The organism is Leyella stercorea (assembly GCF_021531655.1).
This window is the reverse complement of the sequence record NZ_JADYUF010000021.1, coordinates 12,337-29,578: the sequence shown is the minus strand read 5'-3', so window position 1 is coordinate 29,578 and position 17,242 is coordinate 12,337. Positions and strand designations below refer to the sequence as shown.

Here is a 17,242-nt window from a genome sequence, read left to right as displayed (position 1 = left end):
TACTAAGTTTTACTTACCCGATTCTAATTTCTTATTACTTTGCTGTTCGGCTATTATTTCCGACATTTTGATGTATAGTTTCTGCACACTTTCGTTGTCGGCTAGCATTGCAACCTGTGAATCTAGAATATTCTTGTCGCCACGTACTGCCGGACCAGTCTGAGCATCAATTGGAGCCAATGTCCCCAACTTGCTTATTGTTTCTTCAAGCAATGGCTGTAGAATAGTGAAATCCAATCCATTACGACGCAATATACCATCAGATACAACATAACAGGCATTGCTGAAATTGCACGCAAAAACAGCAGCAAGATGCAACCATTTACGGTCGTCGCTCGTCATGTAGTGAACATTATTCGATATAGTCGATGCCAATTTCATAATAATCTTTGTAGAAGTTTTATTATTTCCTTCAACAAAACATGGTATTTTCTTAAAGTCCAATTCTTTATCCTTACTAAATGTCTGCATAGGATAAAGCACGCCACAACTATCACAAAGATCATTAAACACATCCAAACCAACACTACCAGACGTATGCATAAACACAGTCTGACAGCGGCCTTTGCATACCTGTGCGGCAATGTCCTTGACATATCTGTCCTTCACACTGATTATACAGGCATCGGCATCTGTAATTATGTCGTCAAGACAATTCGTATACAAACATCCAACACTCTCAGCCAAAGCTTGAGCCGACTCCGTCGTGCGGCTCCAAATCTGAGTTGGCGGCAACCCAGCCCGTTTCAAAGCCAGAGCAATATGCGTAGCAACATTGCCAGCTCCAATGATTATAATTCTCATTTTACTATTAGTTTTTATCTGCTTCACGCTGCATTATCAAATGCTAACAGGTACAAAAGTAGGCATTGTTTTGCAAAAACCACAGGCATATTGCCTATTTTTAAAAAAGATTTGCTATTTTTGCCAACTGAAAGAAAATGGCCCTAACCAAGCCTTAAATTGTAAAATAATTCGTAAGCAATATCATTTATGAAAGCTCTTAAAGACCGAATTCTAAAAGACGGGAAATGCTATCCTGGTGGCATTCTCAAAGTAGACAAATTCATAAACCATCAGATGGACCCCAATCTGATGAAAGACATCGCAGTGGAGTTTATCCGCCGATTTGCATGCACCAAGGTCAACAAGATTCTTACCATCGAAGCATCGGGTATAGCCCCCGCTATCATGATGGGATTTCTTATGAATCTGCCCGTGGTATTTGCAAAAAAGAAGAAACCAAGCACTATGGGCAATATGCTCGCCACTAAGGTGACATCATTCACCAAGCAGCGCGAGTATGACGTAATCATCAGCCGCGACTACCTCACCGCCGACGACCACGTACTTTTCATTGACGACTTTCTCGCCAACGGCAACGCTGCCAAGGGTATCATCGACCTCTGCCAACAGGCAGGAGCCACACTCGAAGGCATGGGATTCATCATTGAGAAAGCATTTCAGGACGGAGGCAAATTTCTCAGAGAGAGCGGCATAAGAGTAGAGTCGCTCGCTATCATCGAATCGCTCGACAACTGCGAAATAAAACTTCACGAGCAGTAATTTTTTGAGCCCAAAATAATAAGAGGCTATGGTGTCAAGCAGCTGGACATCATAGCCTCTTGCCAATAGCCATAACCCAGAAACACAAATGACCTCTGCGCCACACTTGACATTCAACCCCCCAATAACAAGAAGCAACAAGCGGGTTCTTGCGTCATTACTTATAGATCAGACACTGAGTATGGGAGGATGTCATGAAAGCATATTACATGCCGACGACATTGACCAAATACTTCCACGAGCCTTCAAGCATACACACCAGCAGGTGGTTCGCGCCAAGACACGCGCCGAAGTATTCACCCCAGCATGGATTTGCAACGCCCAAAACAACCTTATCGACGAGCAATGGTTCGGTCGTCCCAATGTTTTCAATGTCGAAACAGTGACAGCAGATGGCTGTCACGTATGGGAATCCACAACACAACCTATAGTATTCACAGCCGACAAACCATGGCTGAAATACGTGCAGAGTCGACGAATTGAATTTACCTGTGGCGAAGCCCCTTATCTTGCAAGCAGATACGACACCACATCTGGGTTAGAAATTCCCCTAAATAAACGCATAGGTATTCTCGACCGAAAATTCAGAGTAATCAACGAAAACACGCCACACACCGCCAACGAAAACTCCCGACGCATATGGCTAAACAAAGCCTTCATGGCGCTGCAATCGACATACGGATTCGACATGCAACACGACAATGTTTTCCTTGCAAGAGAAAACATATTCAACACATTCTGTGACTACTATCTTGAACGGTGGCAAAAACTGCCTCGTATCGAGATAATGCTCAAAGCCGCCGAAATAATCACATGGAACATATGGCAAATGGATGGTGTCAAGTATACAATACCCGACACCGAACTCCCCTGCTATATCATGTCATGGAAAGGAGCATCGCCACTCAAAGGCGACAAATTAATGTTTAAACGACTGATTAGTAAACAAATATAATGGACTCAAACAATAATATTGATTTTAGAAGCGAACAGCAACAGGCCATAGCTCAAACTGTCAGATACTTCAAGCGCAAGCACAACATGCTGTGGAATGCAAAGATGCGTTTCGGCAAGACATTGTGTGCACTTGAAGTGGCACGCCAATGCGGCTACCGTCGCACACTCATCCTCACACATCGTCCAAACGTGCGTGAAGAATGGTTTTGTTCGCTACAAAAGCTTGGAATGACCGACTGGCTCTACGGATGCAAGCGTCAGCAGGCTCTACCACTTACAATGCAATCGGCTGATGCCCTATCATTCGAAGCCCTTGAGGCACAAGCACAAAAGGACATCAATGTCCATTATATATATTTCGCATCAATGCAGGACTTGCGTGGCTCATGTCGCGTCAACAAACAGAAAGGCATTGAGAAGAACAATGACATATTCAGCACACAGTGGGACCTTATGATTGTCGATGAGGCACACGAAGGCGTCTACTCACGACTCGGACAAGAAGTGATTGCTGCATTCCTGCAAAACCGCTCGCTGCATACACTATATCTCTCAGGCACACCCTACAACATTCAACGAATGTTCGACACACGCGAAGTGTTTCATTGGGACTACACCATGGAGCAGCAAGCAAAACAGCAGTGGACAAGTCTTCACCCCAAAACTACCAATCCGTATGAGGGTTTGGCACAGATGAACATACTTACCTACGACATCTCTGACAAAATGCGAAGCCTGACAAAGGCTGACGGACTGAACTTTGCCGAGTTGTTCCGCACCGAGACAACCGTTGACAACACATCACGATTTGTACACGAGGCTGACGTGCGTAAGTTCATCACACTCATCGGCAAAGACAGCAACGACAAGACACAGCCCTATGCCAACGCTTATCTGCAACCATCGCTCAACCACACCCTTTGGTATGTACCGGGAGTAATGGCAGCCAAATGCCTGGCAGAGATTCTGGGCGAAGACTCACCTACCAACCCCTTCAGCGAATACACCATTGTCAATGTAGCTGGCAACGGCGAAGCTGGCTCCGACCGTCTCGACATTTACGAACAGACAAGATTTGAGCGAAGCGCACTGGAGAGAGTGAAAACTGCTGTGACACAGCACGACAAAACCATCACCCTATCGTGTGGTCGTCTCACTATGGGCGTGTCCATTCCCGAATGGAATGCCGTACTTATGCTCGCAGGAAGCGCCGAGACAGGAAGTATGCGCTATTTTCAAACTATATTCCGTTGTCAGAGTCCTTACACCGACAGAAACGTCAAGCATAAATGCTTCGCCATCGACTTCGCACCGAAGCGCACACTCACTGTTGTCGACCAGTATATCAATAACAACACCTCGACTAACGATGCTGACGAGCGCCGACAGAAACTTACCGATTTTCTACACTACTGTCCACTCGTAGAGATAAAGCATGGCAAACAGACTGTATACAATACAGAAAGTTTCATACAAAGCATCAACTCTACATATTCTGAAACGCTTATACGCAACGGTTTCCGTGACGACTGCCTCTATGGCAATCTTGACAATCTGCGACAGCAGGACATGAAACTTCTCGACCAAGTGGCAGAAGCAATGGTTCTGGGTGTATTGGCTGAACGCCAGCGCAACAAGGAGACACTCACCAAGAACCCACGCAAGAAAACTGCCGCCACAAAGAACAATACAAAGAAAACTGAACTCTCAACAAGCGAGAAGGAAGCTGTTGCGGCAGCACGCGAGGCATCAAGCAGACTGACACCACGTCAGCGTGCACTGGCCATTCTTAGCCAGATTTCCACTCGTCTGCCACTTATGATTTATGGCACAGTAGACAACGTAGAGGGACTTACGCTCGACTCGTTCATAAAGAGTATTGACCCCGATTCGTGGCGCGAATTCATGCCAACAGGAATCACGCTGCGCATGTTCGAACGACTCAAGCACTTCTATCGAGAAGACATCTTCGTAGCCACAGCCAAAGCTATCGTGGCACGACTACATAAAGCCGACTCACTGTACGTGCCCGATCGAATCAACTGCATAGCACAGATACTGTCTGATTTCTGCTATCCCGACCGTGAGACCATACTCACACCATGGCAAACCGTCAACCGACATATGGCAGACACATTGGGCGGCTACTGTTTTTTCGACAACAGTTTCGGCAAGATGCTGTCCGAACCACGATTTGTCTACAACGGAGACGCAACACAGCACACAATGATGAACCCAAAGGTGCGAGTGCTCGACATTGCTTCTAAGACCGGACTATACTCGCTCTATGTGGCATACTCGCTCTACAAACTGCGCAGCAGCCAGTCGCAGGGACTCTTCGACACACTCACCGATGACGAGGCTCAGCAGCTATGGGACGATATTGTGTCGAACAACATTTTTGCCTTATGCCGCACTCGTATGGCCGACCGTGTCACACGACGCACACTGATGGGATACCGCGACAACAGCAACATCAACATATGCCACATGGCCGATATGAACTCACAAGTGATACTCTACAAGCGTAAGTTCATACGCACCGTCACCGACCCGCACAACTTCTCGAGCAACAAGAAAATGAAACAACTGAAATTTGACGCAATAATAGGCAACCCTCCCTATCAGGTCAACATCGGCACACAGAAAGACAACTATGGCATACCGCTCTACAACCACTTTGTAGACACCGCTCGCGAGATGAATCCCGACTACATCTCGATGATTATGCCCTCACGATGGTTCACTGGCGGACGAGGGCTTGACAGTTTCCGACAGTCGATGCTGGCAGACCATCACTTGCGCTCCATATCCGACTTTGTCGATTCAAAGGAATGTTTCCCCACAGTTGACATTTCGGGAGGTGTCAACTACTTCCTTTGGGACAAGAAGCACAATGGCAGCTGTACATTCACCAACACCCTATACGGCAAGATGCAGACGTGCGAGCGCAACCTCGACCAATACCCTATCTTCGTTCGTAACAACGAGGCTCTGACACTCATTAACAAGGCGGCTTCAAACAATGCATCTATGCTCAACACCATAGTATGTGGACAAACACCATTCGGCTTCGTCACTACGTTCCGAGGTTCTGCTAATCCCGAAACCGATGCCGACACCTTATTGCTGAAGTCGAGCGGTAACGACAGCTATGTACTGCGCAGCGAAGTAAAGAAGAACGCGCAACTCATCGACCTCCATAAGGTTGTATTCTCAAAAGCCACCTGCGAGCATGCCGGCACCCCCGACCGTAACGGACAGTTCCGCATACTCTCGTCGCTTGCTATCCTCGACCCTGGCACGGTGTGCACACAGAGCTATCTGGTAGGAGGAGCTTTTGCCGAAGCCGACGAGGCAGCCAACTATATGACATATCTGAAGACAAAGTTTGTACGCTTCCTCATGCTTCAGACCATCACCTCACAAGACCTCTCGCCAGAGAAATTTATGTTTGTCCCCTCGCAGGATTTCACTACAAGTTCAGACATTGACTGGACTCAAGAGATTACTCTTGTCGACCAACAGCTTTACAGAAAATACAAACTGACGGACGACGAAATAATATTGATTGAAAAAACAATCAAACCATTCTAACCACTGTAGTGATACTATAGTTTTCTTTTGGGACAACCCCTTACAAACGAAACAAAGCCGCTGATTTTTCAGCGGCTTTGTCATTTTGTTTATTCCGGTATTATTGATTTATCCAAAATTATCGTACATTATGCTCTCAGGATCTACGCCGAGCGAGTCGAGATAGTCTGTAACTGTCTTGATAAGCATAGGAGGTCCGCAGAGATAGTACTCGCAATCTTCGGGAGCCTCGTGATCCTTCAAGTAGGTGTCGCGGATACAGTTCACAGCAAATCCCTCGTAATACTTCACACCCTGAGCATCTGCTACAGGATCCTTGCGGTCGAGCGAGAGATGGAAATGGAAGTTGGGGAATTCCTTCTCCAGTTCCCAGAAGTCCTCAAGGAAGAAGGCTTCACCAAGAGCACGTGCACCATAGAAGAAGTGGAGCTCACGGTCTGTTGTGTGCAGCGTCTTTGTCATGTGCATAATCTGGGCACGGAGCGGAGCCATACCAGCACCACCACCAATCCATATCATCTCCTTGCCCGAAGTGAAGTTAGGATGGAAGTCGCCATAAGGACCTGACATCATAACCTTGTCGCCCGGCTTCAACGAGAATATGTAAGAAGAGGCGATACCCGTAGGTACGTTCTGGAAGCCCACCTGCGGACGTGGCAGGAACGGAGTTGTGGCGATACGCACGGTGAGGGTGATGATGTCGCCCTCGTCGGGATAGTTGGCCATTGAGTAAGCACGCACAGTCGGGTTGGGGTTGTGGGCCTTGAGCGAGAAGATGTTGAACTTCTCCCATGCGCCGATGTAGTCCTTGCCAATGAGGTCCTTGTCGAAGTCCTTGTCGTAGTCGATGCAGTCGTATGCAGGAATCTTGATCTGAGCGTAAGAGCCAGGAACGAAGTCCATGTGCTCGCCCGGAGGCAATGCCACCTTGAACTCCTTGATGAACGAAGAAACGTTCTTGTTGGAGATAACCTCGCACTCCCATTCCTTAACACCCATAACCGAATCGGGCACCTTAATCTTCATGTCCGACTTCACCTTGCACTGGCAACCCAAACGCCAGTTGTCCTTGATTTGCTTGCGTGTGAAGTGAGGCTTCTCGGAGTCGAGAATCTCGCCGCCACCCTCAAGCACCTGAACCTTACACTGGCCGCAGCTTGCCTTACCGCCACAGGCTGAAGGCAAGAAGATGCCGTTCTCGTTGAGTGTATTCATCAACGACGAGCCCTGAGGCACGTTGATGGTCTTGTCGCCATTGATTTCGATATTGACATTGCCGCTCGGGCTGAGGAACTTCTTAGCTACGAGCAGAATGACAACCAAGAGGAGTATCACAACAAGGAAAACTCCGATACTTGCAAATATAAATGATGTATTCATAACGTTGAGTCCTCCTTATTATATTTTAAGACCAGAGAAGCACATCATGGCCATTGCCATGAGTCCTACGGTGATGAATGTAATGCCGAGACCCTGAAGAGGCTTTGGCACATCGCTGTACTGCATCTTCTCGCGGATGGCACCCATGGCTACGATGGCCAAGGTCCAACCGATACCGCTACCAATGGCATAAACAAGAGCGTCGACAACGTTGCCGATGTACTGCGAGTTGGAAGGGTCAAGATTGATACGCTGCTGCATGAAGAGCGAAGCACCCATGATGGCACAGTTAACGGCGATAAGAGGCAAGAAGATACCGAGAGCCGCATAAAGCGACGGAGAGAACTTCTCTACTACCATCTCTACCAACTGCACGATGCCAGCAATAACGGCAATGAAGAGGATGAAGCTCAGATAGGAAAGGTCTACGCCCTCAATAAGACAGTCGGGACCCAACACATTAGTCTGCAACAGATAGTCGACAGGCACAGTGACGAGCAACACGAATGTCACGGCAAGACCCAATCCCAATGATGTCTTCACGTTCTTCGACACGGCAAGGAACGAACACATACCGAGGAAGAAGGCGAATATCATGTTGTCCACAAAAATGGACCGGAAGAAAAGGCTAATTAAATGTTCCATTGTTTACTTCTGATTATTTTTCTTTGTAAAAGTAAGCTCTATGAATCCATATTACGCATCCCAAGAGGATGAGCGCCATGGCGGGCATTGTCATCATACCATTGTTGATGTAGCCTGCGTCGTAAACTCCCTGAGGAATGAGCTGGAAGCCGAGCAATGAGCCACGGCCAAGAAGCTCGCGCACGCCGCCAACCACCACAAGGATGTAGGCATAGCCAAGACCGTTGCCCACACCGTCGAGGAACGATGGCCAAGGCTTGTTCTGCATGGCGAAGGCCTCAAGACGACCCATGAGGATACAGTTGGTGATGATAAGACCCACGTAGACAGACAGCTCCACGCTCACGTCGTAGACGAAAGCTTTGAGAATCTGGCTCACGATGGTAACGAGAGCGGCAACAACCACAAGCTGCACGATGATACGGATGCGGTTAGGTATGGTGTTGCGGATGATTGAGATAATCACGTTGGCAAATGCTGTAATCACTGTCACGGCAAGACCCATCACGATGGCAGGCTTGAGCTGGGATGTCACGGCGAGAGCCGAGCAGATACCGAGCACCTGTACGAGGATAGGGTTGTCGAGGTTCAGAGGATTGGTGAATGCAGCCTTATTCTCTTTTGAAAACAAACTCATAATCTTGTTCCTCCTCCTTATTTAGATGTTAAGAATTTTGTGTACTCACCGAGGCCGTTCTTGAGCATGTCGCTCACACCGTTACAAGTAAGTGTTGCGCCTGTCACGGCGTCGCACTGGGTTGTAGGATCGCTAACCTCGTTCTTCTTCACTACCGAGAGAGCCACGCCTTCCTTGCCTGCGGCAAAGACATGCTTGCCCTTGAACTGATCCTGCCATTTGCGAGAATCCTTGATTTCGGCACCAAGACCAGCGGTCTCGCCCTCGTGGTTGAAGTAAGCTCCATATACGGTCTGCTTGTCGGCGTTCAGGGCAATGTATCCGCTGATGCCGCCCCAAAGACCCATACCGTAAACAGGGATGACGTACTTGGTCTCGCCATCAACGTTGCACACGTAGAGAGCAAGCTTGCCTTCCTTGGTAGAAGTGCTGTTGCAGAGGAAGCCAGCTTCTGTGCCACCCTGCTTTCCAGCCTCAACCTCCTCGCCGTTGCGGTCGATGATCTTGTCGGCTGTAACCACCTTATTATATTGTTCTGTAGCCTCAGCTCCGTCGATGTCGCGGATGTTGAGGGCTGCGAGAATCTGTTTCTTCTTGTCGAGAGCCACGTTCTCGTCCTGCTGCGGTTTGAGTGTAGAAGACACGAAGGCAAGCAGGAACGCTACGACAACTACGATAACGACAGAATATATGATTGTGTAGGAGTTTGAACTGGTGTTCAGCCCCTTCTTCTTTGTTTCTTCCATATTCCGATAATGGTTATTTGTTGGTTAAACGTTTCATTCGCTTGGTGATGTTCTTCTGTACTACACAGTAGTCGATGAGCGGAGCGAACATGTTCATGAAGAGGATGGCGAGCATCATACCTTCTGGATAACCAGGGTTCATAACGCGGATGATAACTGCCATAATGCCGATGATAGCGCCATACCAGTACTGTCCACATTGTGTGCGGGCTGATGTAACGGGGTCGGTAGCCATGAATACAGCACCGAAGCAGAAACCACCCAATACGATGTGCTCATACCATGCGATTGGAGTCATGCCAAGAGCTTCGAATGTGTAGGCAGCAATAGCACCACCAACGAACACGCTCAGCATAGTGCGCCATGATGCGATGCCTGTCCAAAGCAGGATGACAGCACCAATAGCAATGGCAATAACGCTTGTCTCGCCTATTGAACCAGGGATAAGACCTGTAATCATGTCGCAAAGACTGTTGTTGACAGCTGCTCCCTGAGCAATTTCACCAAGCGGAGTAGCGCAGGTGAATGTATCAGGCAGAGTGTTGCCAAGTCCGAAGATTGTGTCGTTAGCCACCCATACTGCGTCGCCACTCATCTTAGTAGGATAAGAGAAGAAGAGGAACGCACGTGTAACGAGAGCCACGTTGAAGATATTCATACCGGTACCACCGAAAATCTCCTTACCGATAACTACGGCAAAGGCTACGGCAATGGCAAGAGCCCACAACGGACAGCCTACGGGGATGATGAGCGGGATAATGATACCCGAAACAAGGAAGCCCTCCTGAATTTCCTCGCCCTTCCACTGTGCCCAGGCAAACTCGATGCCGAGACCTACCACATAGCTGACGATGATTTTAGGAAGCACCTGCAATGCTCCATAGATAAACATTGAGAAGAACGAAGCGTCAGCCAAAGCGCCGGCAGCCTTATAGTTCTGGAATCCCACGTTGTACATACCGAACAGCAAAGCCGGAAGCAACGCTATTACTACGAAGCTCATGATTCGCTTCGAGTCGATGGCGTCGTGAATGTTTACACCGGTCTTGGATGTCTGGTTGGGTACAAACAGGAAAGTCTCAAAGCCGTCGAACAAGCTGCGGAAAGCGTGGAGTTTTCCATTAGGCTCGAAATTCGGCTTGATGTCGTTAAGATATTTTCTTAGAAAATTCATACTTTTCTCTTTGTAATTAAATTAAATGTTAAGCATTCTCCTTGCGGAGCATGTCGAGACCCTGACGCACGATGTGCTGAAGTTCGAGCTTTGAAGAGTCTACAAACTCAGCCACGGCAAAGTCCTCAGGAGCTACCTCATAGATGCCAAGCTGCTCCATGCGGTCGATGTCGCCGGCTATGATGGCCTTGATGAGATATTCGCCATAGATGTCCATAGGTAGCACCTTATCGTACTCGCCACTCATAATAATGTGGCGCTCGCCACCTTTCACACGAGCATCGAGGCTGTACTCCTTGTTCTTGCCCAAGAGCCATGAGAAGTAGCTACGATTGACCGAGAAGTCGTTGGTACGCGGAAGTATCCATCCCAACATCTCATCAACATTGTCGCCCTCAGGAATTGCTGTAATCTCCGAAGTGTGACCACCTACGAAGTCCTCAGCTGTACACTTGCGACCTGTCAACGGGTTACCGTTAATGATGCGCACATGCTCGGTTGAAGCGAGCTTGCCTTCCAGAAGACTTGCGATGGGCTGACCTACGAGCACCTCAGCATAAGCTGGGATATTTACCTCACTACCTGCTACTGCTACAAGACGACGAAGGTCTACCTTGCCCGTGTTGAACAGTCGACCGAAGAAGATAACGGCTGTCGGGTCTACAGTCCAAACCACCTCACCCTTGTTGACAGGAGCGATGTTGTTCACCTGAACGCCTACGTTACCAGCAGGACATGGTCCGTCGAATACGTTCACCTCAACGTCCTTGGCTGATGTCAAGGCAGAACTTGTCTGCTGTGCACCAATACCGAGATAAGTCTTGGCAATCTTCGACAGAGCGGTCAAACCAGTCTGGAAGTCGTTCTCGTTGCCTTGCAGTTCAAACTCGAAGTTGCCTGCGAGAGGCATGTCGCGCAAAGCGCTTACGAAGATAGCGCGAGGCTTCTGGTCGGGAGTTGTTGACACAGCATAAGGCAGCTGGTTAATGTAGCCGAACAATCCGGCTTCAAGCAGAGCCTTAACTACGGCATCACCATCGAGCGAAGCCACCTGTTTCTGACCGAAGTCAACAAACTGCTGATCCTTATCAGCCTCTACGACAACGCGCAATACCTTGCGACGGTCGCCTCTGACAACTGCCTGCACTACTCCACTCACGGGTGAGGCGAACTTGACGTCAGTCTGCTTCTTGTTGACAAACAGAGCGTCGCCAGCCTTCACGTGGTCGCCTTCGCGAACTACCACCTTCGGGATCATGCCTACAAAGTCATCAGGTACAAGGGCGTACTGGGCAGCAGCCTTTACCGGAAACTTCTGCTCAGCAGCCTTTCCCTTAAGGTTGATATCCAAACCCTTACGTAACTTAATTACATTTGCCATAAATATAAAAAATGATAAGATTTTTGCTGTTATTTGGTTTTTGCCATATTTCATGGTTTTATGGCTCCAAAGTTGCCCACAAAATTAACAAAAATTTGTGAGGTAAAGATATAAAAAGCCTTAATAATTAACCATATTAAGGCCGTTATTATACGTTTTACACAATCTTAATTCATTAATCTACAATAATGACATTTCGACTTTGCAAAATCCTACCAAAATTTATCAAAACACGCACAAAATGATGCAAATCAAGAACTATATGAATTTGCAGCCACAACAAAGGTTGTATGAAATCCTGCCACTGGTGTTTCAGCAAGCCAAAGGTCGCCCTCTTGCGCCAGCATCATCTGTCGTGAAAGGGGCAGTCCGATGCCAGTACCCGAAGGTTTTGTCGTGAAGAAAGGCACAAATATCTCGCGCGCCTCCTTAGGCGGTATGTGTGGAGCGTCGTTGCTGACCAACAGTAGCGTGCGCGTGTCGTCATAATCCAGGCGCAGGTCGATGTTGCGAGCGCCAGCCTCTATTGCATTCTTCGTAAGGTTTACCATAACCTGTCGCAACATTCCGCTGTCGGCACTCACACGTTCCTGGCTATTGCCAATATTCACGTGCCACACAATCGAGGGATAGAGCGTGCGCAGACTTCTTGTCAGTCCGTCTATACTCACCTCTTCTATATGCGGAGCCTGTAGTTGTGTCAGTTTGCGATAGCTTTCTACGAAGGTCTGCAGATTTATGCTTGTATCGCGAATAGCCTGCATTCCCTCTTCAAGAGGGGTTCCCTTCACAAGAGGCGAACTGATGTAAGCTTGTGTTATGCTCGATATAGGAGCCACGGCATTCATAATCTCGTGGGTAAGCACACGCGTCAGCCGTTGCCACGACTCCACCTCGCTGCGTGCCAACAGTCGGTTTATCTCGCCACTCATTTCGTTGAGAGCCGCCTGAAGGTCGCGCTCACCATGAAACATACGATTGTCGGGCAGACGAAAGGTGAAGTCGCGATTGCGTATTGCCTCGCGCATCAGCCTTACCCTTAGCGAGAGAAGCCGTTGGTGGCGCCATTGCCATATCAGCAGCATGACAATAATCAGCACCAGTAGTATTATAATATAATAAGGAGTAATTTCCATCGGTCCTGTCCCTTAAGTCGTTTATTTCTTAAGTTTCTTGTATAGCGTCTGTCGGGTTATTCCCAGCATCTCAGCAGCCTTGCTCATGTTGCCGCGACATTGTTCTACAGCCCGTTGCACGTGTTCCTGCTCCATCTGGTCGAGCGGCACCACCTCACGATTGCTGTCTATGGCATCACACAGAACGCCTATTAGCTTGTCGTTGTCCCAAGGTTTGGTAACGAAATCGGCTGCTCCATACTTCAGTCCGTTCACAGCCAGCTGTACGTCGGCATAGGCTGTGATGAGCACCACGGGCGTATTGGGGTGCAGCTTCTTTATTGTGCGCAGCCAGAACAGTCCGTCCTGTCCCGTATTCACTCCTAGCGAGAAGTTCATGTCGAGCAGCACAGCATCAACATTCTGTTCATTTGCAAGCGTAGCCACAAGCATGTCGGGCGAGGTCAGAGTCACGACATGTTCGAATTCAGCTGCAAGACAAATCTTAAGGGCCGTAAGAATGGCAGAGTTGTCGTCGACAACTACTATTGTACTATATGGATAGTTCATATTTTCATCAATTTGTTTTAACCACTTACAAAAGTACAAAATTAATTGTATGATTTTCATACACTTTTTTACTAATCTCGCCAAAACCATCCATTTTCTTCACTTTCTATTGTTATTAGCCTTTTGTTTATTCATAATTTTGTGGTGTAAAAAAAATAATTCACAACAATATGAAGCGACTATTCCTATCCATATTCACCATTGCAGCAGGCGTAAGCATTTACGCCTCCGAGCCGTGGACTGTAGAGCGTTGCATGCAGTATGCCTCCGAGCACAGCCATACTGTACGTCAGCAACAGTTTGCCCTTGACGACAGCCGTGCCATCAAGACACAGGCCATTGGTGCCTTTCTCCCCAGTGTCTACGGCTCAACGAGTGTGCAAATCAACTTCGGACGCGCTATCAATCCCGAGACCAACACCTACACCGACATCAGTACATTATACAATGGCTACGGTCTGCAGGCATCGCTCACCGTCTTCGACGGACTCCAACGCTACAACCAGCTGCGCATGGCTAAGGCGAATGTGGCAATGGGGCGTAGTGGCATTATGGCAGAGAAAGACGATGTGGCACTCAAGGTGTACAAGGCTTACATGGACCTCGCGTATTGTCTTGGAGCCATCGACCACACATCGAAGAAGCGTGACGAAAGCCTCGCCCTGCTCCATCAGACTGAGGTAATGGCCGAAGTAGGCCAAAAGAGCGATGCTGATGTGGCGCAGATGCGAGCCACGCTTGCTGCCGACGAATATGAGCTGACCCACATGCAGAGCCAGACCATCAAGGCACGCCTCGCATTGCAACAGATCATGAACTTCCCAGCCGACTCCACGCTCTACATTGTTCAGCCGTCATTCCACACCGAACCAGCAGTTACCGAGAACCCGGCTCAGATATCCGAATACGCTGCAATGACAAACCCACGCATCGTCAAGGCGCAACAGGCCATAGAGGCAGCCCGCTTCAATCTGCGTGCTGCACGTGGCGCATTACTCCCCTCACTTGCTCTCTCAGGTGGCGTGTCCACCTCGTACTATAAAAACCTGAACAATGGAGTACACGCCTCATTCTTCTCTCAGTTCAAGAACAACACTGGCGAATATGTAGCCCTATCGCTCTCCATCCCACTCTTCAGCCAGCTCTCCACATCATCTACAATTCGTCGACGCAAGATAGCTCTCAGTCAGGCTCGCGAAAACCTTGAATACGAGCAGTCTGAACTCCATCGCATCATAGTCGAAGCTTCTGCCGACGTAGACAATAGCACCAAGGAAGTGTTCAAGATGCAGGAGCAGGTAGAGGCTGACAGCCTTGCGGCTCATCTCACCACACGCAAGTATGAGGAAGGACTCGCCTCGTCGATAGACGTTAAGACAGCTGCCGTTACATTGTTGCAGAGCCGAGTGAAACTGCTGCAAAGCCAGCTGACCATGGCTTATAACAAAAAACTATTAGCATATTATAAAGGAGAAAAATTATGGACCGACCAATAGAAAAGAAATCATTACAGCGTCGCTACATCGTCATCATTGCGGGTTGCGTGGCAGTAGCATTGCTGCTTGCGTGGATCGTCTTAGGCAGCACAGCAAGCACCATGACCATCGACAGCAACGAAGTGACTGTGAGCGACGTGACACGTGGCAAGTTTGACGACTACGTGCGTCTTAACGGACAGGTGGTGCCCATCCAGGTAGTGCAGATATCGCCCGAGGAGGGCGGCATCGTCAGAGAGAAGGTGATAGAGGAAGGCACACGCGTCAAGAAGGGCGATGTCATTCTGCGTCTTAACAACAGCAATCTCGACCTTCAAATTCTAAATGCCGAGGCTGAGCTTGCCGAAAAGCAGAATCTTCTGCGCAACACACAGGTAACAATGCAGCAAGACAGATTGAACAACCGCACAGAAAAAGCCACGCTCGATATGGACTGCGAGCGAAAGTTGCGTGCCTATCAGCAGAACTCACGCTTGTATAAGGAGCGACTCATAAGCAAGGAGGTTTTTCTGCAAAGCCGTGAAGACTACAACCTCGCCCTGCGCAAGCAGCGTCTTATAGGCCAACGACTGAAACAAGACAGCCTATATCGCCATATACAAATGGCGCAGATGGAGGACAATCTCGACAATATGCGCAAGAACGTGCTGCTCGTGCGCGAACGCAAGAACAAGCTTGAGGTGCGTTCTGCCATCGACGGCGAACTTGGACTCCTTGATGTCGAACTGGGTCAGAACATTCAGGCAGGACAGAACATCGGTCAGATTAACGACCTATCCAACTTCAAGATTGAGGCAAAGATAGACGAACATTACATAGACCGTGTGCGTCCGGGACTGACAGCCACTATAACCAGAGACGGCAAAGAGTATCAGTTGCGTGTGCGCAAGGTTTATCCCGAAGTGCACGATGGATCCTTCCGCACCGACTTTGTCTTTGTCGACTCACACCCCGAACAGATGCGCAGCGGACAGACTTATTATGTAGAGCTGGCTCTCGGCAAGTCGTCGCAAGCCACACTCATCCCACGCGGCACATTTTTCCAGACCACTGGCGGCAACTGGATATTCGTGCTCGACCGTTCGGGCAATAAGGCCTACCGACGCAACATTAGCATAGCACGCCAAAACCCAATGTATTACGAGGTGACACAAGGACTGGAACCTGGCGAACGAGTAATAACCAGCGGCTACGAAGCATTCAAGGACAACGAAGTGTTAATTTTAAAGTAGTAATAAAGAGGCTCAAATAGGCTCAGTCAGGCCCAGTCAGGCCTATTAAAAAGAATAAAGACTATGATAAAGACAGAAAACCTTACAAAAATCTTCCGTACAGAGGAAGTGGAGACCGTTGCTCTCAACGGTGTTAGCATTAACGTCGAAGACGGCGAGTTTGTAGCGATAATGGGACCGAGCGGTTGCGGCAAGTCTACTCTGCTCAACATTCTTGGTCTGCTTGACAATCCAAATAGCGGAGAATATTGGCTCGATGGCGAACCCGTGGGCAAGCTCAAGGAGAGCGAGCGCACCAAGTATCGTCGTGGCAGAATAGGCTTCGTGTTCCAGAGCTTCAACCTTATCGACGAACTTACGGTTGGGGATAATGTCGACCTGCAATTACGCTATCTCGGAGTGCCTTCCAAAGAGCGTCGTGAGCGCGTAACGGAGATTCTGCGCAAGGTGGGACTCAGCCAGCGTGCCAAGCATTATCCGCAGCAGCTATCGGGCGGTCAGCAGCAACGTGTGGCTATAGCACGTGCCGTGGTGGGCAAGCCTAAGCTGATACTTGCCGACGAGCCTACGGGTAATCTCGACTCGAAGAGTGGACTTGCCGTAATGGAACTCTTAACGCAGCTGAATGCCGAGGGAACAACAATCGTGATGGTTACCCACTCACAGCACGACGCTATGATGGCTAACAGAATTATCAATCTGTTTGACGGACAGGTTGCAGACAACAACGAGAGAATCATTTAAGT

The 17,242-nt window shown here is 48.7% G+C and carries 15 protein-coding genes; 6 read left to right on the top strand and 9 right to left on the bottom strand.

Annotated features, from left to right (window positions below):
• Window positions 1-9: 9 nt before the first annotated feature.
• Window positions 10-831, bottom strand: a complete 822-nt coding sequence (locus tag I6E49_RS14635; RefSeq protein WP_295342095.1) for a Rossmann-like and DUF2520 domain-containing protein — start codon at window positions 829-831, stop codon at window positions 10-12.
• Window positions 832-993: 162 nt separating this feature from the next.
• On the opposite strand from I6E49_RS14635, the gene xpt reads away from it, so the two are divergent.
• The 3 genes from xpt to I6E49_RS07570 all read left to right on the top strand — a co-directional run bounded on the left by xpt (window position 994) and on the right by I6E49_RS07570 (window position 6,120).
• Entirely contained in the window at window positions 994-1,566 is a 573-nt protein-coding gene (gene xpt, locus I6E49_RS07580) for a xanthine phosphoribosyltransferase (protein WP_235401521.1), read from the top strand.
• A gap of 181 nt (window positions 1,567-1,747) precedes the next feature.
• The gene (locus I6E49_RS07575) at window positions 1,748-2,521 is read left to right on the top strand and encodes a hypothetical protein (RefSeq protein WP_235401519.1); all 774 of its coding nucleotides are present in this window, start codon (window positions 1,748-1,750) and stop codon (window positions 2,519-2,521) included.
• A complete protein-coding gene (locus I6E49_RS07570; RefSeq protein WP_235401517.1) occupies window positions 2,521-6,120 on the top strand; it encodes an Eco57I restriction-modification methylase domain-containing protein in 3,600 nt (1,199 codons plus the stop codon). Before I6E49_RS07575 ends, I6E49_RS07570 begins: the two co-directional genes overlap by 1 nt.
• A gap of 108 nt (window positions 6,121-6,228) precedes the next feature.
• On the opposite strand, the gene nqrF is transcribed toward I6E49_RS07570, so the two are convergent.
• The 8 genes from nqrF to I6E49_RS07530 all read right to left on the bottom strand — a co-directional run bounded on the left by nqrF (window position 6,229) and on the right by I6E49_RS07530 (window position 13,768).
• The gene (nqrF, locus tag I6E49_RS07565; protein ID WP_235401515.1) at window positions 6,229-7,500 is read right to left on the bottom strand and encodes an NADH:ubiquinone reductase (Na(+)-transporting) subunit F; all 1,272 of its coding nucleotides are present in this window, start codon (window positions 7,498-7,500) and stop codon (window positions 6,229-6,231) included.
• 18 nt (window positions 7,501-7,518) lie between these two features.
• Window positions 7,519-8,145, bottom strand: coding sequence for an NADH:ubiquinone reductase (Na(+)-transporting) subunit E (gene nqrE / locus I6E49_RS07560; RefSeq protein ID WP_235401512.1), 627 nt, complete (start codon window positions 8,143-8,145; stop codon window positions 7,519-7,521).
• A gap of 13 nt (window positions 8,146-8,158) precedes the next feature.
• Window positions 8,159-8,782: an NADH:ubiquinone reductase (Na(+)-transporting) subunit D gene (locus I6E49_RS07555; protein WP_235401510.1), complete on the bottom strand. Its 624-nt coding sequence runs from the start codon at window positions 8,780-8,782 to the stop codon at window positions 8,159-8,161.
• 17 nt (window positions 8,783-8,799) lie between these two features.
• Window positions 8,800-9,528, bottom strand: a complete 729-nt coding sequence (gene nqrC / locus I6E49_RS07550; protein WP_235401508.1) for an NADH:ubiquinone reductase (Na(+)-transporting) subunit C — start codon at window positions 9,526-9,528, stop codon at window positions 8,800-8,802.
• Window positions 9,529-9,541: 13 nt separating this feature from the next.
• Window positions 9,542-10,702: an NADH:ubiquinone reductase (Na(+)-transporting) subunit B gene (locus I6E49_RS07545; RefSeq protein WP_235401506.1), complete on the bottom strand. Its 1,161-nt coding sequence runs from the start codon at window positions 10,700-10,702 to the stop codon at window positions 9,542-9,544.
• A gap of 28 nt (window positions 10,703-10,730) precedes the next feature.
• Window positions 10,731-12,083 (bottom strand): Na(+)-translocating NADH-quinone reductase subunit A, encoded by a 1,353-nt coding sequence (locus tag I6E49_RS07540; protein WP_235401504.1) that lies wholly within the window; start codon window positions 12,081-12,083, stop codon window positions 10,731-10,733.
• A 251-nt stretch (window positions 12,084-12,334) separates the two neighbouring features.
• Window positions 12,335-13,219 (bottom strand): sensor histidine kinase, encoded by an 885-nt coding sequence (locus I6E49_RS07535; protein ID WP_235401502.1) that lies wholly within the window; start codon window positions 13,217-13,219, stop codon window positions 12,335-12,337.
• A 21-nt stretch (window positions 13,220-13,240) separates the two neighbouring features.
• Complete coding sequence (locus tag I6E49_RS07530; RefSeq protein WP_235401501.1) at window positions 13,241-13,768, bottom strand: response regulator; 528 nt, start codon at window positions 13,766-13,768, stop codon at window positions 13,241-13,243.
• A gap of 170 nt (window positions 13,769-13,938) precedes the next feature.
• On the opposite strand from I6E49_RS07530, the gene I6E49_RS07525 reads away from it, so the two are divergent.
• The 3 genes from I6E49_RS07525 to I6E49_RS07515 all read left to right on the top strand — a co-directional run bounded on the left by I6E49_RS07525 (window position 13,939) and on the right by I6E49_RS07515 (window position 17,240).
• Window positions 13,939-15,264: a TolC family protein gene (locus I6E49_RS07525; RefSeq protein ID WP_235401499.1), complete on the top strand. Its 1,326-nt coding sequence runs from the start codon at window positions 13,939-13,941 to the stop codon at window positions 15,262-15,264.
• Window positions 15,249-16,496: an efflux RND transporter periplasmic adaptor subunit gene (locus tag I6E49_RS07520; RefSeq protein WP_235401496.1), complete on the top strand. Its 1,248-nt coding sequence runs from the start codon at window positions 15,249-15,251 to the stop codon at window positions 16,494-16,496. Before I6E49_RS07525 ends, I6E49_RS07520 begins: the two co-directional genes overlap by 16 nt.
• Before the next feature lie 63 nt (window positions 16,497-16,559).
• Window positions 16,560-17,240, top strand: coding sequence for an ABC transporter ATP-binding protein (locus I6E49_RS07515; protein WP_235401493.1), 681 nt, complete (start codon window positions 16,560-16,562; stop codon window positions 17,238-17,240).
• Window positions 17,241-17,242 lie beyond the last annotated feature (2 nt).

Excerpts from the sequence above, each read along its gene's own strand:
- xpt (WP_235401521.1), top strand. The coding sequence starts at position 994 with ATGAAAGCTCTTAAAGACCGAATTCTAAAAGACGGGAAATGCTATCCT.
- I6E49_RS07575 (WP_235401519.1), top strand. The coding sequence starts at position 1,748 with ATGGGAGGATGTCATGAAAGCATATTACATGCCGACGACATTGACCAA.
- I6E49_RS07570 (WP_235401517.1), top strand. The coding sequence starts at position 2,521 with ATGGACTCAAACAATAATATTGATTTTAGAAGCGAACAGCAACAGGCC.
- nqrF (WP_235401515.1), bottom strand. The coding sequence starts at position 7,500 with ATGAATACATCATTTATATTTGCAAGTATCGGAGTTTTCCTTGTTGTG.
- nqrE (WP_235401512.1), bottom strand. The coding sequence starts at position 8,145 with ATGGAACATTTAATTAGCCTTTTCTTCCGGTCCATTTTTGTGGACAAC.
- I6E49_RS07555 (WP_235401510.1), bottom strand. The coding sequence starts at position 8,782 with ATGAGTTTGTTTTCAAAAGAGAATAAGGCTGCATTCACCAATCCTCTG.
- nqrC (WP_235401508.1), bottom strand. The coding sequence starts at position 9,528 with ATGGAAGAAACAAAGAAGAAGGGGCTGAACACCAGTTCAAACTCCTAC.
- I6E49_RS07545 (WP_235401506.1), bottom strand. The coding sequence starts at position 10,702 with ATGAATTTTCTAAGAAAATATCTTAACGACATCAAGCCGAATTTCGAG.
- I6E49_RS07540 (WP_235401504.1), bottom strand. The coding sequence starts at position 12,083 with ATGGCAAATGTAATTAAGTTACGTAAGGGTTTGGATATCAACCTTAAG.
- I6E49_RS07535 (WP_235401502.1), bottom strand. The coding sequence starts at position 13,219 with ATGGAAATTACTCCTTATTATATTATAATACTACTGGTGCTGATTATT.
- I6E49_RS07530 (WP_235401501.1), bottom strand. The coding sequence starts at position 13,768 with ATGAACTATCCATATAGTACAATAGTAGTTGTCGACGACAACTCTGCC.
- I6E49_RS07525 (WP_235401499.1), top strand. The coding sequence starts at position 13,939 with ATGAAGCGACTATTCCTATCCATATTCACCATTGCAGCAGGCGTAAGC.
- I6E49_RS07520 (WP_235401496.1), top strand. The coding sequence starts at position 15,249 with ATGGACCGACCAATAGAAAAGAAATCATTACAGCGTCGCTACATCGTC.
- I6E49_RS07515 (WP_235401493.1), top strand. The coding sequence starts at position 16,560 with ATGATAAAGACAGAAAACCTTACAAAAATCTTCCGTACAGAGGAAGTG.